We start from the raw sequence: 24,307 nt of genomic DNA, 5'->3' as shown, positions 1-24,307 counted from the left end.
TTTCCTTCCGCCTCACCCCGCCGCGAAGCCGAAGGGCGCATGGGTCCGCCGGAAATCCTCCGGCAGCATGTCGCGCCCGATCGGCGGCGCGGATCGGGCCATGCACTGGCTGCGATGGCACAGGCGGCAGGTGACGCCGATCGGCGTGGGTTCGGCTGCGGCCTCGCCCGCAGTGTAGATCAGCCGATGCGCGTGCTCCGCCGCGCAGCATAGCGCGATCGCCCGCTCGATCTTCGGCGCGCCCCAGCCGCCGCCGCCCGCCGTCACCGTGCGCGCGATCGAAAAGAAACGTTGCCCGTCCGGCAGTTCCAGCCATTGGGTGAGCACTTCCCGAGGACGCTCGAACGCGTGGTGCACCGACCAGAGCGGGCAGGAGCCGCCATGGCGGGCGAAGGGAAAGCCCGCGCCGTCCAGCCTTTTGCTGACATTGCCCGCATGATCGACGCGCAGGAAGAAGAAGGGGACGCGTTCCTGACCCGGCTTTTGCAAGGTCGTCAGGCGATGGGCCGTCTGTTCGAAGCTGGTGCCGAACTGCCGGGCCAGCGCCTCGACATCATAACGCCGCGCCTCCACCGCCCGCGCAAAGGCGGTATAGGGCATCAGGATCGCCGCCGCGCCATAGCTGGCGAGCGCCCGTCGCGTCAGCCGCCGCCCGCTTTCGCCGGCGAACTGGCCGTCCTTCAGCAGCGCGTCGAAATCGCGGCGCATTTCCAGATAGGCGACCTGCAGCGCCAGTTGGAACTGGGTGCTCGCTCCGTCCAGCGCGTCGTCCAGCAGCACCGCGTCGCGATGCCGGTCCAGCCGCCGCATCGACCCCGCCATGACATCGGGCGGCAGCCGCCGGACGCGCAGGTTGTGCTTCGCCTTCAGCCATGCCGACAGGCTGCCCGCAGCCTCGATTTCCTGAGCCAGCTTTTCTCCCGCATCGTCCAGCAGGGGAAAGCTGTTCCGCCGCGCGCCCAGGAAGCGTCGCGATTCGGCCACCGGATCGGCCGCTTCCGTCGCCTCCTCCCGCTCCATGCCGCCTTCCAGGCCTCGATCGGCCAGGGCCAGCTGCTCCTCGCGATAGGCCGTGTGCAGCCGCAGCAAAGCCTCCGTGATCCCAGGATAGTTGACCGCGACATCCCCGGTCGCCAGCACCGGCAGGTCGATGTCCGCGAACATCGGATCCTTCAATACGGCCTGCAACCGCGCCGTCTGCTCCGCGCCGCCGTCGCCCGCCAGCTCGCTCATGTCCATCTTGTATGTGCGGGCGAGGCGCAGCAGCATGTCGGCGGTCAGCGGCCGCTGGTTACGCTCCAGCAAGGCCACATAGCTGGCGGAAATCTCCAGATCCTCGGCCATGTCGGCCTGCGTCAGGCCCAGCTCGCGCCGCAACCTGCGCAGGCGCGGGCCCATGTAAACCGGACGATCCTTGGCCATTGGTGAAGCGCTCCTGTGCAGCCCTTACAACTTTACACGCAAATCTTGTAAAGTTCTACAACTGAACTTCGCGCCCCCTGCCGCACCCGCAAAATCGCTTCTAGGAAAACGCCATCAATTCACCGCCACATTCATGGGATCGAGCAGTCATGACCTATCAGCAGGAAATCACGAAGGCAGGCACCATCATCGGGGGTCAGGGCCATTGGGACGGCATCGCGGCCGAATCGGTCGCCCGGATGCGTCTCCAGAACCGCTTCCACACCGGCCTCGACATCGCCCGCTACACCGCCGGCATCATGCGCCGCGACATGGCCGCCTATGATGCCGATCCGGCGAACTACACCCAGTCGCTCGGCTGCTGGCACGGGTTCATCGGTCAGCAGAAGATGATCAGCATCAAGAAGCATTTCGGCACGACCAAGGGCAGATATCTCTATCTTTCCGGCTGGATGGTCGCGGCGCTGCGCAGCGAATTCGGGCCGCTGCCCGACCAGTCGATGCATGAGAAGACCAGCGTCCCCGCGCTGATCGAGGAACTCTACACCTTCCTGCGCCAGGCCGACGCCCGCGAACTGGGCATGATGTTCCGCGACCTCGATGCCGCCCGCGAAGCCGGCGACGAAGTCAGGGCGCAGAAGATCAGCCACGACATCGACAATTACGAGACCCACATCGTCCCGATCATCGCGGACATAGACGCCGGCTTCGGCAATGCCGAGGCGACCTATCTGCTGGCCAGGAAGTTCATCGAGGCGGGCGCCTGCTGCATCCAGATCGAGAACCAGGTCTCGGACGAAAAGCAGTGCGGCCACCAGGACGGCAAGGTCACGGTGCCGCATGAGGACTTCCTCGCGAAGATCCGCGCGGTCCGCTACGCCTTCCTGGAGCTGGGGATCGACGACGGCATCATCGTCGCCCGCACCGACTCGCTGGGCGCCGGTCTCACCAAGCAGATCGCCTACAGCAAGGAAGATGGCGACCTGGGCGACCAGTATAACAGCTTCCTCGATGTCGAGGAGGTCACGGACATCAACACGCTGCGCGGCGATGTCGTCCTGGCCCGCGGCGGCAAGCTGTTCCGTCCGAAGCGGCTGCCGTCCAACCTGTTCCAGTTCCGCTCCGGCACCGGAGAGGATCGCGTCGTCCTCGATTGCATCACCTCGCTCCAGAACGGCGCGGACCTGCTGTGGATCGAGACGGAAAAGCCGCATGTCGAACAGATCGCGGGTATGGTCGACCGCATCCGCCAGGTCGTGCCGAATGCGAAGCTGGTCTACAACAACTCGCCGTCGTTCAACTGGACGCTGAACTTCCGCCAGCAGGTGTTCGACGCATGGACCGCGCAGGACAAGGATGTCAGCGCCTATGATCGCGCGAAGCTGATGAGCGCCGATTATGACGCGACGGAGCTGGGCCGTGAGGCTGATGAGAAGATCCGCACCTTCCAGAGGGATGCAGCGGCGCGGGCCGGCATCTTCCATCACCTCATCACCCTGCCAACCTATCACACTGCCGCTCTGTCGACCGACAATCTTGCCAGGGAATATTTCGGTGAGGCAGGAATGCTGGGCTATGTCGAAGGCGTCCAGCGCAAGGAAATCCGCCAGGGTATCGCCTGCGTCAAGCACCAGAACATGGCCGGTTCGGACATTGGCGACGACCATAAGGAATATTTCGCGGGTGAAGCGGCGCTGAAGGCGGGCGGCACCCACAACACGATGAATCAGTTTGCAGCCTGAAGGCTGCGGAGGGAATCAGTTTGCGGCCTGAAGGCTGCTGAACGATCCGGGTCGCGGGGGTGCAGTTCCCGCGATCAGGGTGGAAGGACTTGACGACCCGGAGCTTCGTGCTCCGGGTCGTTTTTTTATAAGGCCAGCTTGTGAAACCCTCGCCGGTTCCGGGTTTCGCATTCGGGCGGGCGGGGCTATTGCGGTTCCACGTTCACCGGAGGAGCCGATGCCCTACACCCTTGTCACCGCCAACCGGAATTATTCGAGCTGGTCGCTGCGCCCCTGGGTGCTGATGAAGGCGCTGGCCATTCCCTTCAGCGACCGGATGGAGCCTTTTGCCGCTGCCGAAAACTACGTCGCTTTCCGTGAATTTTCTCCCACGGGCCAGGTGCCGGTCCTGATCGATGAGGACAGGACGGTGTGGGATTCGCTGGGCATCACGCTTTACCTGGCCGACAGGCATGCGGAGGTCTGGCCAAGGCAGGAGGCGGCGAGGGCCTGGGCGCAATCGGCCGTGGCGGAAATGCATGGCGGTTTCGCCACCCTGCGCAACGATTGCCCTATGAATGTCGGCGTGCGGGTGGAGCCGCATTTGCCTTCGCCCGCACTGAACCGCAACATCGCCCGGCTGACCGAATTGTGGGAGGAAGGACTGTCCCGTTTCGGCGGACCATTCCTGGCCGGACCCGCCTTTACAGCCGTCGACGCCTTTTATGCGCCGGTCGCTTTTCGGGTGCGGACCTATGGCCTCAACATCGGCCAGACGGCGCTGGGCTGGGTCGGGCATATGCTGGCGCTGCCCGCCATGCGGGAATGGGAACGCGCGGCGCTTGCCGAAACATGGCGCGAGGAAAGCCATGAAGCGGAGCTTGGAGCGGCCGGGCGCATCGTGGCGGACCATCGCGCCGCCTGAGCTGCGACTGGCCGAGAGCCGGGCTGGACGCAGGGCGCGGCCGATTATCTCCCGCAACAGCAAAAATTGGCTGCTTTTACCCTTTTCCCTTCCCCTGTCTGGGTCTAGGGGAAATCATTATGGTCAAGCCCAGCACCCTTTACGAGAAGATTTGGGACGCGCATGTCGTCGAACGCCGTCCCGATGGAACCTGCCTGATCTATATCGATCGCCATCTCGTGCATGAGGTGACGAGTCCCCAGGCGTTCGAGGGGCTTCGGCTTGCCGGTCGCAAGGTGCGGCGGCCTGACCTGACGCTGGCGGTGCCGGATCACAATCTGCCCACCACAGCGCGACGCGACGCGGCGGGCCACCGCATTCCCATTGCCGATCCGGAAAGTGCGCAGCAGTTGGCGGCGCTGGAACGGAACGCGCCGGAATTCGGCGTCCGCCTGATCGGTGACGCGGATCCCGAACAGGGCATCGTCCATGTCGTCGGGCCGGAACAGGGCTTCACCCTGCCTGGCACCACTCTGGTCTGCGGTGACAGCCACACCAGCTCGCACGGTGCGCTGGGCGCGCTGGCCTTCGGGATCGGCACGTCGGAGGTGGAACATGTGCTGGCCACCCAGACGCTGCTGCTCAAGCAGTCGAAGACGATGGAAGTCGTCGTCGAGGGCGAGTTGGGCTATGGCGTCACGCCCAAGGACGTTGCGCTGGCTATTTGCGGGCGGATCGGGACTGCCGGCGGCACCGGCTATGTCATGGAATATCGCGGATCGGTGTTCCGCGACATGTCGATCGAGGGACGGCTGACCGTCGCCAACATGTCGATCGAGGCCGGCGCGCGGTCCGGCCTGTTCGCGCCCGATGAAAAGACCTTTGCCTATCTGAAGGGCCGGCCGCTGGCGCCCAAAGGTGCCGACTGGGATGCTGCCGTCGCCTATTGGAAGACGCTGGCGACCGATGAAGGCGCTGTATTCGACAAGAGCGTCGTCATCGATGCCGCCGACATCGTGCCGAACGTCACCTGGGGCACCAGCCCGGAGGATGTCGTGCCGGTGACCGGCGTGGTGCCCGATCCGGAGAGTTTCGCGGACGCGTCCAAGCGGGCGGCCGCGCAGAAATCGCTTGATTATATGGGCCTTTCCGCCGGACAGCGGATGGAAGATGTGGCGATCGAGCATGTCTTCATCGGCAGTTGCACCAACAGCCGTATCGAGGATCTGCGCGCCGCAGCCGACCTGCTCAAGGGACGCCGCATCGCCAGCGGCATCAAGCATGCGATGGTGGTTCCCGGCTCCGGGCTGGTCAAGCGTCAGGCGGAGGCCGAAGGTCTCGACCGCATCTTCACCGAGGCTGGGTTCGAATGGCGGGAGCCGGGCTGCTCCGCTTGCCTGGGCATGAACCCGGACAAGGTGCCGGCCGGCGAGCGCTGCGCCTCCACCAGCAATCGCAATTTCATGGGTCGGCAGGGGCCGGGGTCGCGGACGCATCTCGTCTCGCCCGTCATGGCCGCTGCCGCCGCCGTCACCGGACATCTCACGGACGTACGCGAACTGATGAGTGAAAAAAGGGGAGAGGCGGTCGCATGAAGAAGGTATTTTGGCTGCTGGCGCTGGGCGCGCTGGCGAGTGCCGCCATGGCGGCGACCCTGGGACGCGCGGAAGATACGCCGCGCCCGGCGAGCAAACAGGCGGATTGATGGAAAAGCTGAATATCGTCGACGGCCGGGCCTATCCGTTCGGGATGAAGAATGTCGACACCGACATCGTCATCCCGGCGCATTGGCTCAAGACCATTTCGCGGGCGGGCCTGGGCAGGGGCGCTTTCGAGGTGTTGCGCAAGGAGCCGGGCAATGTCTTCGATGATCCTGAATATGCGGGCAGCCCAATCCTGATCGCGGGCGACAATTTCGGGTGCGGGTCCAGCCGCGAACATGCCGCCTGGGCGCTCGCCGACCTGGGCATCAAGGTCGTGATCGCGCCCAGCTTCTCCGATATTTTCTCCGGCAACGCATTCAAGAACGGCATTTTGACGGTGGTCCTGCCGCAGGAGGCAATCGACCGGCTGATGGACGTCGCCCGCACCGACCCCATCCATGTCGACCTGGAACATCAGACGGTCACGACGCAGTTCCAGGATCGCTTCCAGTTCGAGATCGACCCGTTTCGCAAACACTGCCTGCTTGGCGGTCTGGACGAAATCGGGCTGACGCTGGGACAAGCGGACACCATCAGCGCATTCGAGGCAAAGGACGCCGGAACGCGTCCCTGGCTCGTCCCCGCCGTTGCGTAAGCGTCCCGATCTTCCTATTTCGGATCGATGATCCATTTCACCTCTTACAGGGTACAGGCATGACCACCTTCGACGACCGCGAAAAGGCCTTTGAAAACATGTTTGCGCATGACCAGGAGATGCAGTTCCGCATCCAGGCGCGGCGCAACCGGCTGCTGGGCGAATGGGCGGCGGCGAAGATGGGCCTGACGCCCGAAGAAACGGACGCCTATGCCAAGGCCGTCGTGCAGGCCGATTTCGAAGAGGCGGGCGACGAGGATGTTATCCGCAAGCTGCTGGGCGACATGACCCAGGCCGGCATCGACATCGACGAAGCGGGCGTTCGCGCCGCGCTGGACGAGCAGCAGGTCATTGCCCGCCGCATGTTCATCGAAGCCCAATAAGCGTCAGGAACCTTTCGCCATGCCGATGGCTGCCGATGACATTGCCGACATGATCCGCGCCGCCATCCCCGATGCGCAGGTGGAGATCACCGATCTTGCGGGCGACGGGGACCATTATGCGGCAAAGGTCGTGGCAGAGAGCTTTCGGGGCATGAGCCGCGTCGCGCAGCAGCGGGCCGTCTATGCCGCGCTGGGCGGCCGCATGGGCGGTGTGCTCCACGCCTTGCAACTGACCACTGCCGTCCCCAATTAACCGCCATCATATTGAGCGCGCCGGATTGGCGCCTGACAGGAATGGATCAGATAATGACCGACGCCGTGCAGCAGCGGATCGCCGACATCGTCAACGGCAATGATGTCGTGCTTTTCATGAAGGGCACCCCGCTGTTCCCGCAATGCGGCTTTTCCAGCCGCGCCATCGCGATCCTTGAACATCTGGGCGTCGCTTATGAAAGCGTCGACGTCTTGCAGGACCAAGGGGTCCGTCAGGGCATCAAGACCTTTTCCGATTGGCCGACCATTCCCCAACTTTATGTGAAGGGCGAATTTGTCGGCGGCAGCGACATCATGATGGAGATGTACGAGGCTGGCGAATTGCAGCAGCTGATGACCGACCAGGGCGTCGCAGCGGCCAACTGAACGCCTTTTATTAGCATGCTGAATGGGCGGTCCGGTCATCCGGGCCGCTTTTTTCATGCTTGTGACGCGGGTTGACGTTCGGCGTTGGGCTGGGAAAACCGGGTGGGAGGATGCGGCGGAGACTGGTGCCGCATCCTCCCGGGTAGTCGAACGATCGGGTATGAGGCTGGAAACGCAAAGCCTGTGCCAGCCAGCGGAAATCGGCCCTTAGCGCGCTATCTGAGGGTTAATGTCCATGAAGCTGATCCATAGAATGTAAAATATGGCGACAGTCCGGGGCATGGCTTGACTACAGATGTAATCAATGCGATTACATCTGTAGTCGAATTTGGTGCGGATGAACCCTGTGAGCGAGAAGATCAGCGAGGCCGAACTGGTGGTGATGGAGGCGCTGTGGGCACGCGCGCCCCAGACCGCCGCCGACGTGGCCGAGCGGGTCGCCGCCGGGCGCGACTGGAGCGTCCAGACCGTCAAGACCCTGCTGTCCCGGCTGATGTCCAAGGATATCATTGCTGCCGATCAGGATGGCCGCCGCTTTTTATATCGCCCGCTCGTTGCGCGGGAGGAGTATGTTGCAGGCGAGTCGGGGCGGTTCGTGAACCGGCTGTTCGGCGGGCGCGTGTCGCCTCTGGTGGCGCAGCTTGCGAGCCAGGACCAGTTGACGGCGGAGGATATCGCCGAGCTTGAGGAAATCCTGAAAGGGTTGAAATCATGAGCGTCTGGATCGCAGAAACGCTGATCGCGACTACCCTGTTGATGGCGCTGGTCATGCTGCTGCGGCGACCGGTTGCGCGCTGGCTGGGTGCAAAGGCGGCCTATTGGCTTTGGCTGCTGCCGCTTGCCCGCATGGCCTTGCCCGCCTTGCCGCGGGGAGTCGCCAACCCCTCGCCCCTGCAGCGCGCGGCCGATCAGGCGGGCTTGCCGACCCTGCTGGATGCGGCGCCGGTGACGCTGCCCCTTCAGTCCGGATCGGGCATTCCCTGGCTGGAGATCGCCGCTTCGCTCTGGCTGCTGGGTGTCATCCTGTTCCTGACCGTGCAGGCGATCGGCTATATCCGCTTCCGCCATTTCATCCTCAACGGAGCGACGCTGATCGGCGAGGAGGGTCGCATCCGCATCGTCACCAGCCCGAAGGCGGGCGGACCGCTGGCCTTCGGGCTTATCCGTCCTGTCATCGCGCTGCCCGCCGATTTCGCCCTGCGGTTCGACCCGCAGGAGCAGGCGATGGCGATCGCCCATGAGCGCGCCCATCATCAGGGCGGGGATCTGGCCGCCAACATGGTCGCATTGCTGCTGCTGGGCCTGCACTGGTGCAATCCGATCGCCTGGGTCGCCTATCATGCCTATCGCGCGGATCAGGAGCAGGCTTGCGATGCGCGGGTGCTGTCGCTCCATGGCCGGGATCAGGCGCATGCCTATGGGCGCGCCATCCTGAAGGCTGCCGGGGGTCGCCGGTTCGCCGGCGCCTGCCATCTCAATCGCATAACCGCGCTGAAAGGGAGGCTGAAAATGCTGTCTGCCCATGAAATGTCGCTGTGCCGCATCAGTTGGGGCATGGCGGCGGTTGCTCTGGTGACGGCGTCGGGCCTGGCGCTGACTGCGTCCGGCACCCGGGCGGCGCGACAGGTCGCCGCAATCACCGACAAGGTGGAAGCGATGAATTTCGGCAGGCTGGCCGCTCTGGTTGCCCAGCCTGCTTCCGCCAGCGAGATCGCACCATCCCAAGCGCCGAAAATCGCTGCCGCAGCCCAATCACAATCCCCTGCCGGACAAGCCGGGGAGACGGCATCGCTGCCCTCGGCTCCTCCCGCTCCGGCTGCGCCCGTGGCCGATGTGGTGCCGCCGGCCCCGCCCGTTCCGCCGTCGCCTCCCATCGCCCTGGGCGATGAGGGCGACCGCGTCATGTCCCATGCCATGCCGAGCGAAGCGGAAATCCGCCGCAAGATACCGAATGTCGACATCGCCAATGGTTGCGAGAACGGCAAGAGCGCCAGTCGGCAGGAGACGGTGGACGCCGATGGCCGCCGCCACATCCGTATCCGGATTTGTCAGGACCAGATAGAGGGGCAGGCCAACCGCGCTGCCCGCGCAGGATTGATCGCGGCCCGCGCCCAGATAGCGGCGGCGGCCCGGATGTCGGACAAGATCCGCGCCGAAGTCTTGCGCGATCTGGACAAGGAGATTGCGCAAATGGACGGGGAGGAGTGAGTCGGGCCTGACTGAAGCGGGGCCTGACTGAAGCGGGGCCTGACTGAAGCGGGGCCTGATTGGGGCAGGTGCGAAACCAGGAAGCGGAATGCGCGACCTACATCGGATTTGACGCAGCGTGCCCCATATCCGTTGTTCAGACCGCCACAATCTCCGGCAGGATGGCGTCGAGCAGCAGCATTCCGGCCGGGTCGATGCGAAGCCGCTGCCCGTCCTGGCGGATCATGCCATGCCCCGCAATCCGCGCGATTGCGTGCCTGTCGACCAGCATGTCGACGGGCAATCCCGACAGGCGCGCGATACGATCCAGATCCACGCCTTCGGCAAGGCGCAGTCCCATCAGCAGCGCTTCCCTGGCCCGGTCGCGGCCATCAAGCGGTTCCTCGCCTTGCAGACCGTGGCTATTGCGCGTTACGGCGCTCATCCAGTTTTCCGGCTTCCTGTGGCGCAGCGTCGCCAGTCCGTCGCGCCGGCCATGCGCGCCGGGCCCGACGCCGACATAATCGCCATAGCGCCAATAGGTCAGGTTATGCCGGCTTTCCTGTCCGGGCCGGGCGTGGTTGCTGATCTCATAAGCCCTTATGCCGGCGGCGGCCGTCATGGCCTGCGTCTGTTCGTAAAGATCGGCGGCATGGTCCGGATCGGCCGGGTTCAGCTTGCCCTGCGCCACCAGCGTCGCGAAGCGGGTGCCCGGTTCGATGGTGAGTTGATAGAGCGAGAGGTGGTCGGTGCCGAAGGACAGTCCGCGCGCCAGTTCGCTCTCCCAATCCGCCAGACTCTGATCGGGACGGGCATAGATCAGGTCGAAATTCACTCGGCCGAAGGTCGACTGGGCCACCTCCAATGCCGCCAGCCCCTCCCGCACGTCATGCGCGCGGCCGAGGAAATGCAGCGCCTCATTCTCCAGCGACTGAAGGCCCAGCGATACGCGGTTTACGCCAGCCGCCGCCAGGTCAGCGAATCGGGCGGCCTCGACCGAACTGGGATTGGCCTCCAGCGTGATTTCGATGTCGCTTGTCGGTCGCCAATGGCGGGTTGCCGCGTCGATCAGCGCGCCGACAATGTCGGGCGGCATCAGCGATGGCGTGCCGCCGCCGAAGAAGATGGAAGAAAGCCGGCGGCCGCCGTTCAGCGCGGCTTCATGGGCCAGATCGCTCAGCAACGCCGCACGCCAGGCATCGCCGTCGATGCTGGCCCGGACATGGCTGTTAAAATCGCAATAAGGACATTTGGAAACGCAAAATGGCCAATGCACATATAAGGCTATGGGCTCATCGGCCGCATTGTCGGGACTGAGAAGGGCGGGGGACATGATTGGAGGCGTTCTTAGGCGGCTTTGGCCCGCGCGGCCAGAGCGATTTCCAAGCGATCGGAACCGATCGCTGGTCAAGAAATCGCGGAAAACAAGGAATTCAGAGCGGCGATCTGATTCAATCGGATCGAAACCCGCTCTAGCGCTGCTGGGCCTGCTGGCGACAGCGGCGGCGCAGGGCGATGCGGAGCCGTCATCAGGGATGCGGCAATTGCCGCCGGCAAGGCCAGCGTCCTATTACGGGCTGGAGGAAGCGGACCGGGACGACCGCCTGATGCAGGACGTCGTACTGGGCATGCAGAATGAGGAGCGGGAATCGCTGGGGCTTGCGCCATTGGCCTGGGACAGCGCCCTGGCCGCTGATGCGGCCCGCTATGCGCGGCAAATGGCGCAGACCAATATTTTCCGTCATTCCGCCCGTTCCAGCCGTACCATTCCGAGCGGCGAAAATCTCTGGATGGGGTCGCGCGGCCTTTATGATTATCAGCTGATGGTCGGCTCCTTCCTTGATGAGAAGCGCTGGTTCCGGCGGAGCGGCAAGCTGCCCGATGTCAGCGTCACCGGCCGATGGGAGGATGTCGGCCATTATACCCAGATCATCTGGCGCGGCACGCGCAAGGTCGGCTGCGCCCTGGCGGAGGGGCAAAGCTACGATTATCTGGTCTGCCGCTATTATCCGGCGGGCAATGTCTTCGGCCGCAATCCCCTGGACAAGGATGACGGCCTTCAATCCTGACCGGATCGCGCCCGTCGGGGGCAGCCGGGGGGTGTCAGCCGTTCGCGAAGGCCAGCCTATCTATTGACGATACTGTTCCGCCGCGGCGCAGGCGAGCTGGTCGGCCCGTTCATTTTCCGGGTGGCCGGCATGGCCCTTCACCCATTGCCAGGTCACCTTGTGGCGGGCAGCGGCCTTGACCAGTTCCTGCCAGAGTTCCGCATTTTTGACCGGCTTCCTGTCGGCCGTCTTCCAGCCGTTCTTCTGCCAGCCGAAGACCCATTTGGTGATGCCGTCCATCACATATTTGCTGTCGGTATAAAGGGTCACCTGGCATGGACGCTTCAGCGTTTCCAGGGCCTGCATGGCCGCCATCATCTCCATGCGGTTGTTGGTGGTCAGCGTTTCACCGCCGGAAATTTCCTTCTCCGTCTCGCCAAAGCGCAGCACCGCGCCCCAGCCGCCGGGGCCGGGATTGCCCTTGCACGCGCCGTCAGTGAAGATCTCGACCTGCGGAAGGGCGCTCATGCGCCGAGCAACATGGCCGGGTCGGCATTGGCGTAGAATTCAAGGCGACGCAGATAGGCGAGCGGATCCTTGCGCGTCACCAGCGCATCGGCGGGCGTATTGATCCAGTCATAGGCGCGCGTCAGCAGGAAGCGGAGCGCCGCGCCGCGACAGAGGACAGGGAAAGCGTCGCGTTCGGCTTCGGTCAGGCCGTGCGTTTCGCGATAGCCGGCGCCGAGCGCCGCTGCCCGATCCCCGAACCATGTCGCGCCGTCATTGCTGAACACCCAGGCGCTGTGCGTGACGGCCAGATCATAGGCGCGGATGTCGGTGCAGCTGAAATAGAAGTCGATGAGGCCCGTCACCTGGTCGCCCAACATCAGCACATTGTCGGGAAAGAGATCGGCATGGATGACGGAGCGGGGCAGGTCTGCCGGCCAATGGGCGTCGAGAAAAGCGAGTTCCTCCGCCACGCGCGCGCCCAGCCCAGGCGCGATCTGGTCGAAGTCCGCGCCGCATCTGGCGGCCAGCTCATGCCAGCCGGGGAGGTCGAGGGCATTGCGGCGGGTGCCGGCGAATCCCTCCGCCGCGCGGTGCATCTCGCCCAGCGCAGCGCCTGCCGCCCGGGCCTGGCCCACGGTCGGCTCCGTCACGGAGATGCCGGTCAGGAATTCGATCAGGCAGGCCGGGCGTCCGGCGAGCTGTTGCAGCCGCTTCCCCTGCCGATCCGCGATGAAACGGGGCACCAGGCAGCCGCGTGCGCCCAGATGGTCGAGCAGGTCCATGAAGAAGGGCAGGTCCGCCTCATCCACCCGCTTTTCATAAAGGGTGAGGATATAGCGGTGACCCTGCCCGTCCGGGCCGGTGGTCTCGAGCAGATAATTGCTGTTTTCCACCCCTTCCGCGATACCCTTGGCGGAGACGAGGTGTCCGGCGTCGTAGCGGGTGAGGAAAGCGTCGATCTGTTCGGCGGGAACCTGGGTATAGACGGCCATGGATCTAAGCGGCCTCCAGTCCGCGGGGGAGTTTGAAGGCAACGCTTTCCCGCGCGGTTTCGACCTGTTCCTCCAGCACGGAGAATCGTTCGCTGATCCGGTCGACCACTTCGCGCACCAGAACCTCGGGTGCGGAGGCGCCGGCGGTAAGGCCCAGCGTGCCGACGCCATCCAGCCAGGCGAAGTCGATCTCGTCCGCGCGCTGGATCAGTCGGGCCGGCGTCCCTTCGCGCTCGGCCACCTCCACCAGCCGCAGGGAGTTGGAACTGTTGGGCGCGCCGATCACGTACACGGCGTCGCAACGGGCGGCGATCGCCTTCACCGCGGCCTGCCGGTTGGAGGTGGCGTAGCAGATATCCTCGCCCTTGGGCGCATGGATCGCCGGGAAGCGGCGCTGGAGCGTGGCGACGATCGCCGCGGTGTCGTCCACCGACAGGGTCGTCTGCGTCAGGAAGGCGAGATTGTCCGGATCGGCAGGGGTGAAGGCTTCGGCATCCTCCACCGTTTCGATGAGGGTCATATGGCCCGGCTCGACCTGGCCGAAGGTGCCGATCACTTCCGGATGGCCCCGGTGTCCGATGAAGAGGATATGGCGCCCCACCTCCACCTGCCGTTCGGCCTGGCGATGGACCTTGCTGACGAGCGGGCAGGTGGCGTCGAGATAGTCGAGCCCGCGTTCCTCCGCCCTGGCCGGGACCGTCTTGGGCACGCCATGGGCGGAAAACACGACGGGTACGCCGTCGGGAACCTGATCCAGTTCCTCGACGAAGATCGCGCCTTTCGCCTTCAGCCCGTCGACCACATATTTGTTATGGACGATCTCATGGCGGACGTAGACAGGTGCGCCATATTTTTCGATCGCCCTTTCGACGATGACGATGGCGCGGTCGACACCGGCGCAAAAGCCCCGCGGGGCGGCGATAAGCAGCTTCATGGGCGGAAGGGCGGTCATGCCCGCCGCTTAGACCAATGCGGCTTTGGTGGAAAGCCGCTTACTTGCGGCGCTGTGCAGTTTGAGTTGCGTGGGGGACGGGCTATGGATAAGAAGCCCAACGCCTGTTCCCAAGGGATTGCCTGTGACCTTTTCTCGATTTGCGCTGACCGGAATGATCGCCATGGCCCTTGCGGGCTGTTCCCAGCGGGGCGAAATCGATCCCACGGGCGGCATCGTGGCCGTGCGCTCGGCCTGTCCCGTGGCGGCGATCCCGGCGCAAACCGGCGACGTCACGCTGTTCAACCCGGCGGGCAGCACGGATGCCCGCGCGATCGACGTGGTGGCGGAAATCACCAATCTGCGCTCGACCTGTTCGGACGGGGACCAGCTTTATACCGAGGCGACCTTCACCGTGAACGCCCGCCGCAGTGACGCGAGCGCGGCACGGCAGGTGACGCTGCCCTATTATTCCGCCGTTGTGCGGGGCGGCAACGCGGTTGTCGCCAAGCGCGTGGGCCAGGTGGTGCTCGATTTCCCGGCCGGGCAATATCGCGCCACCGCGGCCGCCAAGGCGGGTTCCTATGTGAACAAGGCTGCCGCGACATTGCCTGCCGACGTCCAGCGCAAGATCACGGAAAAGCGCAAGGCCGGCGATGCCGATGCCGCGATCGACCCCTTTGCTCAGCCGGAGGTCAAGGCGGCCCTGCAGCGAACCAGTTTCGAGCTGCTCGTGGGTTTCAACCTGACCCAGGATCAGCTCCGTTACAACGCGACCCGCTAAGCTCAGTTCATTTCCCCGTTCGGGCCGAGCTTGTCGAAGCCCTTGTTTCTTCTGAAAGAGGGCGACCCTTCGACAGGCTCAGGGTGAACGGGTCCTGGTAGAAAGTTCGCCCCAGTGTCTCTTTACAACCGTTTCACCGCCCATCTCGACGCCGTGCTCGACGCGCTGGAGGCTGACGGCACGCTGCCCGCCGGTCTCAACCGCAAGCCGGTGACGGTCGAACCGCCGCGTGATCCGGGTCATGGCGACCTTGCCACCAACGCCGCCATGGTGCTCGCCAAGCCAGCCGGCAGCAATCCGCGCAGCCTGGCGGAGAAGATCGTCGCGGGGCTGGAAAAGCTGGACGAGGTCGAGGGCGCGTCCATCGCCGGACCGGGCTTCATCAACCTGAAGCTGACCGACGCCACCTGGCGCGCGGAGCTGGCCGCCATCCATGCCGAGGCGGAGGATTATGGCCGTTCCTCGACCGGGGAGGGCGTGACCGTCAACGTCGAATATGTGTCCGCCAATCCGACCGGCCCCATGCATATGGGCCATTGCCGGGGGGCGGTGGTGGGCGACGCGCTCGCCACGTTGCTGGAACATGTCGGGCACAAGGTGATCCGCGAATATTATATCAACGATGCCGGGGGGCAGGTCGACGTGCTCGCCCGGTCGGCGCATGTGCGCTACCGCGAGGCATTGGGCGAAGCGGTGGGAGAAATTCCCGAAGGCCTTTATCCCGGCGATTATCTGGTGCCGGTGGGCCAGGCGCTGGCCGCCCAATATGGCGACAGATATGTGGGCGCGCCGGAGAGCGAATGGCTGGTGCTGTTCCGCACCCAGGCCGTCGCGGCGATGATGGAGATGATCCGCAGCGACCTGGCGCTGCTGGGCATTCACCACGACATCTTCTCTTCCGAGGCCGAGTTGCAGGCGGCGGGCAAGCCCGAAGCGGCCGAAAAATGGCTGCGCGCGCATGACCTGGTCTATGACGGCGTGCTGGAAGCGCCCAAGGGCGAGACGCCCGAGGATTGGGAGCCGGTCGAACTGCCGCTTTTCCGTTCGACGAAATTCGGTGACGACCAGGATCGCCCGATCAGGAAGTCCAACGGTAGCTGGACCTATTTCGGCGCCGACATGGCCTATCATTACCAGAAGGCGCAGACGGCTGACCAGTTGATCGACATCTGGGGCGCGGACCATGGCGGCACGGTGAAGCGCATCCAGGCGGCGGTCGCCGCGCTGACCGAGGGCAAGGCGCGCTTCGACGTCAAGCTGATCCAGATGGTGCGCCTGCTGCGCGACGGCGAGCCGGTGAAGATGTCCAAGCGGGCCGGCAATTTCGTGACGCTCGCCGATGTGGTCCGCGAAGTCGGCAAGGATGTGGTCCGCTTCACCATGCTGACCCGCAAGGCCGATGCCCAGATGGACTTCGACTTTGCCAAGGTGGTGGAGGCGTCGAAGGACAATCCCGTCTTCTACGTGCAATATGCCCACGCACGCATCAGTTCGCTGGGACGACGGGCGGAAGAGGCGGGGATCGCCCTGCCTGCGCCCGACCTGTCCCGCCTTGGGACGGAGGAATTGGGGCTGGTGAAGCTCGCCGCGCAGTTCCCGCGCGTGGTGGAAGGGGCAGCTTTGGCCCGTGAGCCGCATCGTATTGCCTTTTATCTCAATGACTTGGCATCTGCCTTCCATAGCTGGTGGAATCTCGGCAACGACAATCCGCAGGCGCGGGTCATCCTGACGGATGATCCGGCCACTACTTCCGCGCGGCTTTTCTTGAGCCGGGGAATCGGGCAGATCATCCGTAACGGGTTGGCGCTGATGGGCGTTGCGGCCCTGACCGAGATGCAATGACCGGCGGAGTTTGATCGAGATGGGCGACTATGCGCGGGGAAGGCTGGACCTGGACGATGAAGAGCGTCTGCCCTGGCTGGAGCCCGCCATCGAGGATGAGGAGGAGCAGGGGCTCTCGCCGCTGCGGCTGCTGGGCTTCATTCTCTTTGGCCTGGTGCTGATCGGCGCTGTCGTCGCGGGGGTCTGGCTGATCCAGAACCGGACCGGCGGCGCCAGGGGCGAAGGCAAGCTGATTGCCGCGCCCGCCGGGGACTACAAGATTCCCGCCAAGGAAGCCGACGCCAAGAAATTCGATGGCGAGGGCGATGCCAGCTATGCGGCGAGCGAGGGCGTGGCGCGCGACGGGCGAATCGACCCCACCCGCGTGCCGGAGGCGCCGATCGTGCCGACCGGATCGGCGGACAATGCGCGCCCCGCCGTGAAGGGCAAGCCGGCGCAAAGCGTCACGGCGCGGGTGACGGATGAGACCAGCGCCAGGCCGGCGGCAGCGGCGGCGCGGCCCGCAGGCGGCGGCATGATCCAGCTTGGCGCCTATGGGAACCAGGCATTTGCCAAGGATGCGTGGAAGCGTTTGTCCAAGCGTTTTACCTATCTGGAGCCGTTGCCGATGTCGATCGAGCAGGCGGAAGTGGGCGGCAGCACGGTCTATCGCCTGCGCGCCGCGGCAGGCGGGCAGGCCAGTACGCTTTGCGGCAAGCTCAAGGTCGCGGGCGAAAGCTGTATGGTGGTCAATTAGGGGCGAAGGGCGATCTGGTTTGAAGGGCCCCATCGCGACCGTTTCGTTCGGCCCTGAAGCCACTGAGCTTCCTATCCCGCAACCAATATTGGGAAATCACGCCGCAAGGCCGGAATAACCCCTTCGACAGGGCTTCTTTCACCCGCTACCATCGCTTCGCATGAAACCCGTTATCTTTGGCCTTTGCGGTGAGACCCTGACATCCGACGAACGCGCCTTTTTCGCGGAGGCCGATCCGGCGGGTTACATTCTCTTCCGGCGCAATATCGTGGATCGCGCGCAGCTTCGCGCCCTGACCGACGACCTGCGCGCGCTGCATGGACGTGACGATCTGCTCATCATGATCGATCAGGAAGGCGGCCGGGTGGCGCGGATGCAGGCGCCGGTCTGGCCCAGCTTCCCTCCCGGCGCGCTGTTCGACAGGCTCTATGAGATAGCGCCGTCCAGCGCCATTGCCGCGGCCCGGGCCAATGCACGGGCCATTGCCGCGACCCTGGCGGAGGTCGGGATCACGGTCGATGCGCTGCCGTTGCTCGACGTGCGGCAGGATGGGGCGAGCGACATCATGGGTGACCGTACCCTGGGCGCAGAGCCGATGCGGGTCGCGGCCTTGGGAAGGGCCGTGATCGAAGGGCTCGCCGAGGAGGGCGTGGTCGGCATCATCAAGCACATGCCGGGCCATGGCCGCGCGATGGTCGACAGCCATCATGAACTGCCCATCGTCACGGCCGACGAGGATGCGCTGGCGATCGACCTGGCGCCCTTTCAGGCGTTGAAGGACGCGCCCATCGGAATGACGGCGCATGTCGTCTACACCGCCTGGGACCCGGACCTGCCGGCCAGCCTTTCGCCTTCCGTGATCGACACGATCATCCGGGGGCGGATCGGTTTCGACGGGCTGTTGATGTCCGACGATCTCGACATGAAGGCGCTGAAGGGCAGCATTCCCGAACTGGCGGCGGCGACGGTGGCGGCGGGTTGCGATCTTGCCCTCAACTGCTGGGGGCGGATGGACGACATGGTGGGCATTGCAGGCCTGCTGCCGGAGATCGGCGTGGAGGCCAGGGCGAGGCTGGACCGGGCGATGGCGTCGAGGCGCGCCGCGCCCGACGGTCCGCCGCTGGACGAACTGCTCGCCACCCGCGACGCGCTGCTGGCCATGGTGCCGGCGTGAAACGGTGCGCTGACGGGCGGAACGTGCCGCTTTGACGATGGAGGATTTCTTCACCCCCGCCGCAGCGCCCAGGCCGGACACGCTGACCGTCAGCTTTGAAAGCTGGGAAGGGCCGCTGGACCTGTTGCTGGCTCTGGCGCGGACGCAGAAGGTCGATCTGCGCGAGATCTCCATCCTTGCCCTGGTCGAACAATATCTTGCCCATATCGAGGGCGCGCGGAAGCTGAAGCTGGAACTGGCGGCCGACTATCTGGTGATGGCGGCTTGGCTGGCCTATCTCAAATCCTCGCTGCTGCTGCCCAGGGAGGTGCAGCCCGAACCTGGCCCCGAGGAATTGGCGCTGCGGCTGCAATTGCGGCTCCAGCGGCTTCAGGCGATGCGGGAGGCGGGTGCCCGACTGATGGCGCGCGACCGTGTCGGCCGCGACGTGTTTGTCCGGGAAAAGCCGGAGGGTTTGCGCCTCGTCCGCAAGGCGAAATGGGCGGCCAGCCTGTTCGACCTGATCCAGTCCTACGGTCAGGTCCGTGCGCGGACGCAGCCAGTTGTGCATATGGTCGCGGTCCGGCCGGTCATGACCCTGGACGAGGCGATACAGCGTGTCGGCACCTTGGTGGGGGCGGCGATCGACTGGACCGCGCTTGAAGCCTTCCTGCCAGGCGGGCAGGATGGGCCAATGGCACGATCGGCGCTGGCCAGCAGTTTCGTCGCCGCGCTGGAACTGGCGCGGCAGGGGCGGCTCGAAATCCAGCAGGAAGGCATTTTCGAACCCATTTTCCTGCGCGCCGCCGTGCCGGAATCGACTGCGGGGCGCCTGTTGTGATCGAGGAAGAGGATGATTTCCTTCGCGCGGTGGAGGCCGTGCTGTTCGTGTCGGAACAGCCGCTGACCCCGGCTGAGATCAGGCTGCATGTGGGAGAGTCGGGCGATCTGCCTGCCGCGCTTGCAAGCTTGAGCGCGCATTATGCCGGGCGCGGCGTCAATCTGGTCGAACGGGGCGGACGCTGGCATTTCCAGACGGCGGCCGACCTTTCCCATATTCTTCGTCGGGAAAAGGACGAGACGCGCAAGCTGTCGCGTGCCGCCATGGAAACGCTGGCGATCATCGCCTATCATGAACCCGTCAGTCGCGCCGAGATAGAGGGCATTCGCGGCGTTCAGGTGGCGAAAGGCACTCTGGACGTGCTGATGGAGGCAGGGTGGATCAGGCCCGCCGGGCGCCGGGAGGTGCCGGGACGGCCCCTGATCTACGTCACGACGGTGGAATTTCTGTCGCATTTCGGCCTTGGCAGCCGCCGGGACCTGCCCGGGATCGACGATCTGCGGGCCGCCGGCCTCCTGGATCCGGTCGATTTGGCGCTTGAGGGTCTGGGCGCCCAATCCGTTGTGGAAAATGATGAGGAAGACGCCTAGATCATGCTTGGTCCATTAGGGCCAAAACATGATCTGCGGGTTTTGTTTGCCGTGATTTCCAGGCTGTGAAATGGTTCCATTTCAGTCGAAATCACTCTAGATGAGACGCAGTTTCAGGAGTGTGTTCAAATGGGTTCCTTTTCGCTGATGCACTGGGTCATCGTTCTCCTGGTGGTCATGCTGCTGTTCGGCGGTGGCCGGATCTCCGGCTTGATGGGCGACGTTGCCAAGGGCATCAAGAGCTTCAAGAAGGGCATGGAGGAGGACGATGTCCCGACCAAGCCCGCCACGCGCATCGAGGGTCATCGCGTGCCCGAACAGGACGCGCCCACCGCAACGGAAGAAAAGACCAAGGCCTGATCTTTCCTTCTGCCGGGGCTGTAGGCACGCATGTTTGGTATCGATTCGTCTGAATTTCTGGTGATCGTCATCATCGCGGTGATCGTCATCGGTCCGAAGGACCTGCCGCGCGCGCTCTACAAGGTGGGGCAGATCGTGGGCAAGGCGCAGTCCATGGCGCGCCATTTCCGTACCGGCATCGACGCGATGGTTCGCGAGGTCGAGCTGGAGGAGCTGGAAAAGAAATGGGCCGCGCAGAACAAGCGGATCATGGATGAGCATCCGCCGGAAACCGTGCTGCCTGAAATGACTGGCTCTGAAATCACCGGGCCTGACAGCATCGGCGAAAGCGAAGCCTTGCCGGCGCCGGCCGCATCCACATCATCCGGGGACGTCCCGCCCTTCGTCGCCGAAGCTGCCCCTGCCAGTGAAGCGCCGCCCCATATCGCCCGGCCGGCCGCCGAGGGTCCGCCCTATGTCGCGCAGGAACCGGCGCGGAAGGGTGATGCGGCCGCATGAAGGATATCGACGACAGCAAGGCACCGCTGCTCGACCATCTGATCGAGCTGCGTGGACGGTTGCTCAAATGCGTCTATGCGCTGTTCATCACGGGCGCCATCTGCTTCTATTTCTCCGAACAACTGTTCGCGATCCTCGTCCATCCGCTCAAGGAAGCCTTTGGCGACGGTGGTGGGCGGCTGGTCTATACCAAGCTTTACGAGGCCTTTTTCGTTCAGGTGAAGATCGCGGTTTTCGGCGCCTTCTGCCTGTCCTTCCCCATCATCGCGAACCAGCTCTGGGCCTTTGTCGCACCGGGGCTCTACGCGAAGGAAAAAAAGGCGCTGCTGCCCTTTATCATCGCGACGCCTTTCCTGTTCGCCATGGGCGCATCGCTCGCCTATTTCGTGGTGATGCCCACGGCTTTCCACTTCTTCCTCGAATTTCAGGGGAACAGCAGCGGATTGCAGGTGGAAGCGTTGCCGAGTGCGGACAGCTATCTGGGGCTGGTGATGCAGTTCATCCTCGCCTTTGGCATCAGTTTCCTGATGCCGGTGCTGCTGATGCTGCTCAACCGGGCCGGTTTTGTCAGCCGGTCGCAACTGATCGGTTTGCGGCGCTACATGATCGTTGCGGCTTTCGTGCTTGCCGCGGTCCTGACTCCGCCTGACGTCGTTTCGCAACTCATGCTCGCTGTGCCGCTGCTGGCGCTTTACGAAATCACCATCATCGCCATCTGGTTCACTGACAGGAAGCGGGTGAAGGATATGGCTCCCGGCGAAGCAGCCGACGCAGCAAGCTGAAGGGAAAAAGGCTCGCGGCGAAGCGAGCCTTTCCAATGATCAGTTTGCGGCGTTTTCGACTGCCTGGCCGGCGCTTTGCACGTCCTTGCCGGCGCCCTCGACCGTGTTGCATGCCGCGACCATCAATGAACCTGTCAGCAAAAGCGCGGCTAATATCTTCCTGGTCATCATCATCTCCTCATGAGAGCCTTTGTCCTGCGTTGCGGGCAGGACATGGTTCAACCGGGGCTTATGCCGGTGACCAGGAAACAACCCGCCGGTCGGCAAAGCGTTCCGAAAGCGAAAATATCTCTGATATGCGTGGATTGCCCGAAAAGTTCTGAGCCCGGAACGCGTCGGGGGGGGGGAGATGCGTTCCGGGCTCATGTTTTTTTGGATAGCAAGAGCGGGGGGCAAAAGATTTGCTATCCGCAGTGCAGAACCATCGGAGGCGGCATTCGGTTCCGCAGGTCGGGAAAAATGTTCGGAAATTTATTTCAAATTATTTCAAAGACTTAAATGGTTTCCGCCATGGAAACCGTAAAAAATCCGGACTGCCTTGCAAAAAAAGGTGCGGCGATCAGATCAATGGACGCCCGCTGTTGCGATATTCGGGCCTGATGCCGGATTGCGGCAGGCTGGTTCCCGGTACGGGCAGGGGCGGCGCAATCGCACTGACAGGCGGTGAAGGCGTGATGGTTGTCACCGCCGAAGCGGGCAAGGGAGCATCCGCCTTCCAGACAGAGCGAGCAGGCCCTGACTGCGTCTCCCGCCCCATATAGGCCATGCGGAAGGCGGCGGCCGTGCCGTCCGCGCCGGGCGGACGGTAGAAGATATGCGCGCCGATCACGGCTACGGGCCGCATCGCGCCGGCCCATTCGGGTCGCACGGCCAGGGTATGATAATAGGTGGCGAGGCCGACGGGCCGATAGACCATGCCCGCAAGCGCCTGAGCGGCGATGCGGCGCGCGCGGGCCCACCCAGCGGTATCCGCCACGCGCATCATGGAACCATCGCAACTGAAGGTGAACTGGCAGCGATAATCGGTGCGTTCAGATCCCTGGTAGATGACGCCGCAGACGCTTTTGGGCCAGGCGGGATTGCGGACGCGATTCAGGACGACTTGCGCCACGGCGCGCTGCCCTTCCTCCGGCTCGCTGCCCGCCTCATAATAGATGGCGGACGTCAGGCAGTTGAGGGCCCGATAGCTGTCGAGCGCCGTCAGGCCCCGAAAGGCCATGGCGGGGGCGGCCTGCACGGCGTCAAGCCCCAGCACATGCTCGCTTTGCAGCGTGGCTGCGCCGGGGACGGGATCGAAGGCGCCCTGGGCGAAGAAGAAGGCTGATCCGGGGAAATTCTCTCCGGGCTTCTCGGCAGGATCATCCTGCGCCTCGCGGGCGGCCAGCAGGTCCAGCGGCGCTGCGGTGATCAGGCGAGGCGCTGCGAGCGCGAGCAGCACAAGCATGACGGCGACGCCATGCCTTGCCGCCGTCCAAAGGCCTTTCAGACCCCTTTTTTCCCTGAAAATCCGCATGCTGGCGCTCCTCATAGGGGAAAAGCCTTGCCAGTTCCTCTGCGGAATCGCGCCTGTCCCGCTCTGGGACGATGGATGATGCAAGGCTTAACGCGGGTGCCGACAATCGTGACTTTCGCGCGGTCATCAATCCGTTGCTTGGCAAGCGCGTGTCTGGTCCGCTATGCGGAGGCGATGCTGGTTCAGAAAGATAGTCTCGCCCTGATTGGCAACACGCCGTTGGTGCGTCTTGCCGGCCCGTCGAAAGAAACGGGTTGCGACATTTACGCCAAATGCGAATTCGCCAATCCGGGCGCTTCGGTGAAGGATCGCGCGGCGCTGTTCATCGTCAATGACGCCGAGGAAAAGGGGCTGTTGCAGCCCGGCGGTACGATTGTCGAAGGTACGGCGGGGAATACCGGCATCGGATTGGCGCTGGTGGCAAATGCCAAGGGTTACAGGACGATCATCGTCATGCCCGAGACGCAGAGCCGCGAAAAGATGGACACGCTGCGGGCGCTGGGGGCGGAACTGGTGACGGTGCCGGCCGCGCCCTATTCCAATCCCGGCCATTTCGTCCACACGTCCCGGCGGCTGGCGGAGGAGACCGAAGGCGCGATCTGGGCCAACCAGTTCGACAATATCGCCAATCGCAAGGCGCATATCATCGGCACGGCCGAAGAGATCTGGACGCAGATGGATGGGCAGATCGACGGCTTCACCTGCGCGGCGGGCACGGGTGGGACGATCGCCGGCGTGGGGCTGGGCCTGAAGGCGCATGATGAGAATATCACCATTGCGCTCAGCGATCCTCATGGCGCGGCGCTCTACAATTATTATGCCCATGGCGAGTTGAAAGCCGAGGGGTCTTCGGTGGCCGAGGGCATTGGGCAGGGGCGCATCACCGCCAATCTGGAAGGCGCGCCGATCGATACGCAGTTCCGCATTTCCGATGAGGAAGGGCTGCTCTGGGTGCGGCGTCTGCTGGCCGATGAAGGGCTGTGCCTGGGCCTGTCATCGGGCATCAATGTCGCGGGCGCGGTGGCGCTTGCGAAGCAGCTTGGGCCGGGCAAGCGGATCGTCACTATCCTGTGCGATACCGGATTTCGTTACCTTTCAACGCTTTACAACCGCGAGTGGCTCGAATCGAAGGGCTTGACTGTCTTCCCCTGGCTCGCGCACACTCATTGAGCG

The 24,307-nt window shown here is 64.1% G+C and carries 27 protein-coding genes; 20 read left to right on the top strand and 7 right to left on the bottom strand.

Going from position 1 to position 24,307, the window contains the following annotated elements:
• Positions 1 to 12 precede the first annotated feature (12 nt).
• A complete protein-coding gene (locus ACN9MX_RS07455; protein ID WP_426386552.1) occupies positions 13 to 1,422 on the bottom strand; it encodes a helix-turn-helix domain-containing protein in 1,410 nt (469 codons plus the stop codon).
• A gap of 149 nt (positions 1,423 to 1,571) precedes the next feature.
• On the opposite strand from ACN9MX_RS07455, the gene ACN9MX_RS07450 reads away from it, so the two are divergent.
• The 9 genes from ACN9MX_RS07450 to ACN9MX_RS07410 all read left to right on the top strand — a co-directional run bounded on the left by ACN9MX_RS07450 (position 1,572) and on the right by ACN9MX_RS07410 (position 9,575).
• Positions 1,572 to 3,164 carry an isocitrate lyase gene (locus ACN9MX_RS07450; RefSeq protein ID WP_363739148.1) on the top strand — a complete coding sequence of 531 codons (1,593 nt, stop codon included), beginning with the start codon at positions 1,572 to 1,574 and terminating at the stop codon, positions 3,162 to 3,164.
• Between the two features lie 217 nt (positions 3,165 to 3,381).
• Positions 3,382 to 4,068 (top strand): glutathione S-transferase family protein, encoded by a 687-nt coding sequence (locus ACN9MX_RS07445; protein ID WP_426386551.1) that lies wholly within the window; start codon positions 3,382 to 3,384, stop codon positions 4,066 to 4,068.
• A gap of 119 nt (positions 4,069 to 4,187) precedes the next feature.
• Positions 4,188 to 5,642 (top strand): 3-isopropylmalate dehydratase large subunit, encoded by a 1,455-nt coding sequence (gene leuC, locus ACN9MX_RS07440; RefSeq protein ID WP_363739152.1) that lies wholly within the window; start codon positions 4,188 to 4,190, stop codon positions 5,640 to 5,642.
• 109 nt (positions 5,643 to 5,751) lie between these two features.
• Positions 5,752 to 6,345 (top strand): 3-isopropylmalate dehydratase small subunit, encoded by a 594-nt coding sequence (gene leuD / locus ACN9MX_RS07435; RefSeq protein WP_363739154.1) that lies wholly within the window; start codon positions 5,752 to 5,754, stop codon positions 6,343 to 6,345.
• A 59-nt stretch (positions 6,346 to 6,404) separates the two neighbouring features.
• Complete coding sequence (locus ACN9MX_RS07430) at positions 6,405 to 6,728, top strand: DUF1476 domain-containing protein (RefSeq protein WP_025546988.1); 324 nt, start codon at positions 6,405 to 6,407, stop codon at positions 6,726 to 6,728.
• Between the two features lie 19 nt (positions 6,729 to 6,747).
• Positions 6,748 to 6,981 (top strand): BolA/IbaG family iron-sulfur metabolism protein, encoded by a 234-nt coding sequence (locus ACN9MX_RS07425; RefSeq protein ID WP_056683730.1) that lies wholly within the window; start codon positions 6,748 to 6,750, stop codon positions 6,979 to 6,981.
• Positions 6,982 to 7,034: 53 nt separating this feature from the next.
• On the top strand, positions 7,035 to 7,367 hold the full coding sequence (gene grxD, locus ACN9MX_RS07420) for a Grx4 family monothiol glutaredoxin (RefSeq protein ID WP_363739157.1): 333 nt from the start codon (positions 7,035 to 7,037) through the stop codon (positions 7,365 to 7,367).
• Between the two features lie 337 nt (positions 7,368 to 7,704).
• The gene (locus ACN9MX_RS07415; RefSeq protein WP_208108090.1) at positions 7,705 to 8,082 is read left to right on the top strand and encodes a BlaI/MecI/CopY family transcriptional regulator; all 378 of its coding nucleotides are present in this window, start codon (positions 7,705 to 7,707) and stop codon (positions 8,080 to 8,082) included.
• Positions 8,079 to 9,575, top strand: coding sequence for a M56 family metallopeptidase (locus ACN9MX_RS07410; RefSeq protein WP_426386550.1), 1,497 nt, complete (start codon positions 8,079 to 8,081; stop codon positions 9,573 to 9,575). Before ACN9MX_RS07415 ends, ACN9MX_RS07410 begins: the two co-directional genes overlap by 4 nt.
• 136 nt (positions 9,576 to 9,711) lie before the next feature.
• Here the strand turns inward: ACN9MX_RS07410 and hemW are convergent, their stop codons facing one another.
• Complete coding sequence (hemW, locus tag ACN9MX_RS07405; RefSeq protein WP_426386549.1) at positions 9,712 to 10,887, bottom strand: radical SAM family heme chaperone HemW; 1,176 nt, start codon at positions 10,885 to 10,887, stop codon at positions 9,712 to 9,714.
• A gap of 202 nt (positions 10,888 to 11,089) precedes the next feature.
• On the opposite strand from hemW, the gene ACN9MX_RS07400 reads away from it, so the two are divergent.
• Positions 11,090 to 11,623, top strand: a complete 534-nt coding sequence (locus tag ACN9MX_RS07400; protein WP_363739165.1) for a CAP domain-containing protein — start codon at positions 11,090 to 11,092, stop codon at positions 11,621 to 11,623.
• A 60-nt stretch (positions 11,624 to 11,683) separates the two neighbouring features.
• On the opposite strand, the gene rnhA is transcribed toward ACN9MX_RS07400, so the two are convergent.
• From rnhA to ispH, 3 genes are read right to left on the bottom strand one after another with little or no spacing between them, the layout of a single operon-like run.
• Complete coding sequence (rnhA, locus tag ACN9MX_RS07395; protein WP_133653687.1) at positions 11,684 to 12,130, bottom strand: ribonuclease HI; 447 nt, start codon at positions 12,128 to 12,130, stop codon at positions 11,684 to 11,686.
• Positions 12,127 to 13,104 (bottom strand): homoserine kinase, encoded by a 978-nt coding sequence (gene thrB / locus ACN9MX_RS07390; protein ID WP_426386548.1) that lies wholly within the window; start codon positions 13,102 to 13,104, stop codon positions 12,127 to 12,129. Before thrB ends, rnhA begins: the two co-directional genes overlap by 4 nt.
• 4 nt (positions 13,105 to 13,108) lie before the next feature.
• Positions 13,109 to 14,056, bottom strand: a complete 948-nt coding sequence (gene ispH / locus ACN9MX_RS07385; protein ID WP_426386547.1) for a 4-hydroxy-3-methylbut-2-enyl diphosphate reductase — start codon at positions 14,054 to 14,056, stop codon at positions 13,109 to 13,111.
• A gap of 154 nt (positions 14,057 to 14,210) precedes the next feature.
• On the opposite strand from ispH, the gene ACN9MX_RS07380 reads away from it, so the two are divergent.
• The 9 genes from ACN9MX_RS07380 to tatC all read left to right on the top strand — a co-directional run bounded on the left by ACN9MX_RS07380 (position 14,211) and on the right by tatC (position 21,621).
• Entirely contained in the window at positions 14,211 to 14,819 is a 609-nt protein-coding gene (locus tag ACN9MX_RS07380; protein ID WP_426387492.1) for a hypothetical protein, read from the top strand.
• 114 nt (positions 14,820 to 14,933) lie between these two features.
• On the top strand, positions 14,934 to 16,661 hold the full coding sequence (gene argS, locus ACN9MX_RS07375) for an arginine--tRNA ligase (RefSeq protein ID WP_426386546.1): 1,728 nt from the start codon (positions 14,934 to 14,936) through the stop codon (positions 16,659 to 16,661).
• Between the two features lie 19 nt (positions 16,662 to 16,680).
• On the top strand, positions 16,681 to 17,397 hold the full coding sequence (locus ACN9MX_RS07370) for an SPOR domain-containing protein (protein ID WP_363739275.1): 717 nt from the start codon (positions 16,681 to 16,683) through the stop codon (positions 17,395 to 17,397).
• Positions 17,398 to 17,557: 160 nt separating this feature from the next.
• On the top strand, positions 17,558 to 18,571 hold the full coding sequence (gene nagZ / locus ACN9MX_RS07365; RefSeq protein WP_363739172.1) for a beta-N-acetylhexosaminidase: 1,014 nt from the start codon (positions 17,558 to 17,560) through the stop codon (positions 18,569 to 18,571).
• Between the two features lie 37 nt (positions 18,572 to 18,608).
• Entirely contained in the window at positions 18,609 to 19,391 is a 783-nt protein-coding gene (locus ACN9MX_RS07360; RefSeq protein WP_426387491.1) for a segregation and condensation protein A, read from the top strand.
• Positions 19,388 to 19,981 carry an SMC-Scp complex subunit ScpB gene (scpB, locus tag ACN9MX_RS07355; RefSeq protein ID WP_363832295.1) on the top strand — a complete coding sequence of 198 codons (594 nt, stop codon included), beginning with the start codon at positions 19,388 to 19,390 and terminating at the stop codon, positions 19,979 to 19,981. Before ACN9MX_RS07360 ends, scpB begins: the two co-directional genes overlap by 4 nt.
• Positions 19,982 to 20,110: 129 nt before the next feature.
• Positions 20,111 to 20,341, top strand: a complete 231-nt coding sequence (locus ACN9MX_RS07350; RefSeq protein ID WP_133653693.1) for a twin-arginine translocase TatA/TatE family subunit — start codon at positions 20,111 to 20,113, stop codon at positions 20,339 to 20,341.
• Between the two features lie 30 nt (positions 20,342 to 20,371).
• The gene (gene tatB, locus ACN9MX_RS07345) at positions 20,372 to 20,839 is read left to right on the top strand and encodes a Sec-independent protein translocase protein TatB (protein WP_426386545.1); all 468 of its coding nucleotides are present in this window, start codon (positions 20,372 to 20,374) and stop codon (positions 20,837 to 20,839) included.
• Positions 20,836 to 21,621, top strand: coding sequence for a twin-arginine translocase subunit TatC (gene tatC, locus ACN9MX_RS07340; protein ID WP_363739178.1), 786 nt, complete (start codon positions 20,836 to 20,838; stop codon positions 21,619 to 21,621). Before tatB ends, tatC begins: the two co-directional genes overlap by 4 nt.
• Positions 21,622 to 21,660: 39 nt before the next feature.
• Here tatC and ACN9MX_RS07335 read toward each other — a convergent pair whose 3' ends face one another.
• Together ACN9MX_RS07335 and ACN9MX_RS07330 are read right to left on the bottom strand one after the other, a co-directional pair.
• Positions 21,661 to 21,789, bottom strand: coding sequence for an entericidin A/B family lipoprotein (locus ACN9MX_RS07335; protein WP_025546951.1), 129 nt, complete (start codon positions 21,787 to 21,789; stop codon positions 21,661 to 21,663).
• 391 nt (positions 21,790 to 22,180) lie between these two features.
• Complete coding sequence (locus ACN9MX_RS07330) at positions 22,181 to 23,134, bottom strand: cell wall hydrolase (RefSeq protein ID WP_426386544.1); 954 nt, start codon at positions 23,132 to 23,134, stop codon at positions 22,181 to 22,183.
• A 174-nt stretch (positions 23,135 to 23,308) separates the two neighbouring features.
• On the opposite strand from ACN9MX_RS07330, the gene ACN9MX_RS07325 reads away from it, so the two are divergent.
• Positions 23,309 to 24,304: a cysteine synthase A gene (locus ACN9MX_RS07325; protein WP_426387489.1), complete on the top strand. Its 996-nt coding sequence runs from the start codon at positions 23,309 to 23,311 to the stop codon at positions 24,302 to 24,304.
• Positions 24,305 to 24,307 lie beyond the last annotated feature (3 nt).

Source organism: Sphingobium sp. R-21, from assembly GCF_049913335.1.
Taxonomy (GTDB): domain Bacteria; phylum Pseudomonadota; class Alphaproteobacteria; order Sphingomonadales; family Sphingomonadaceae; genus Sphingobium.
Note: the sequence above shows the minus strand (reverse complement) of the source record. Positions and strands in the feature narration are given on the sequence as shown.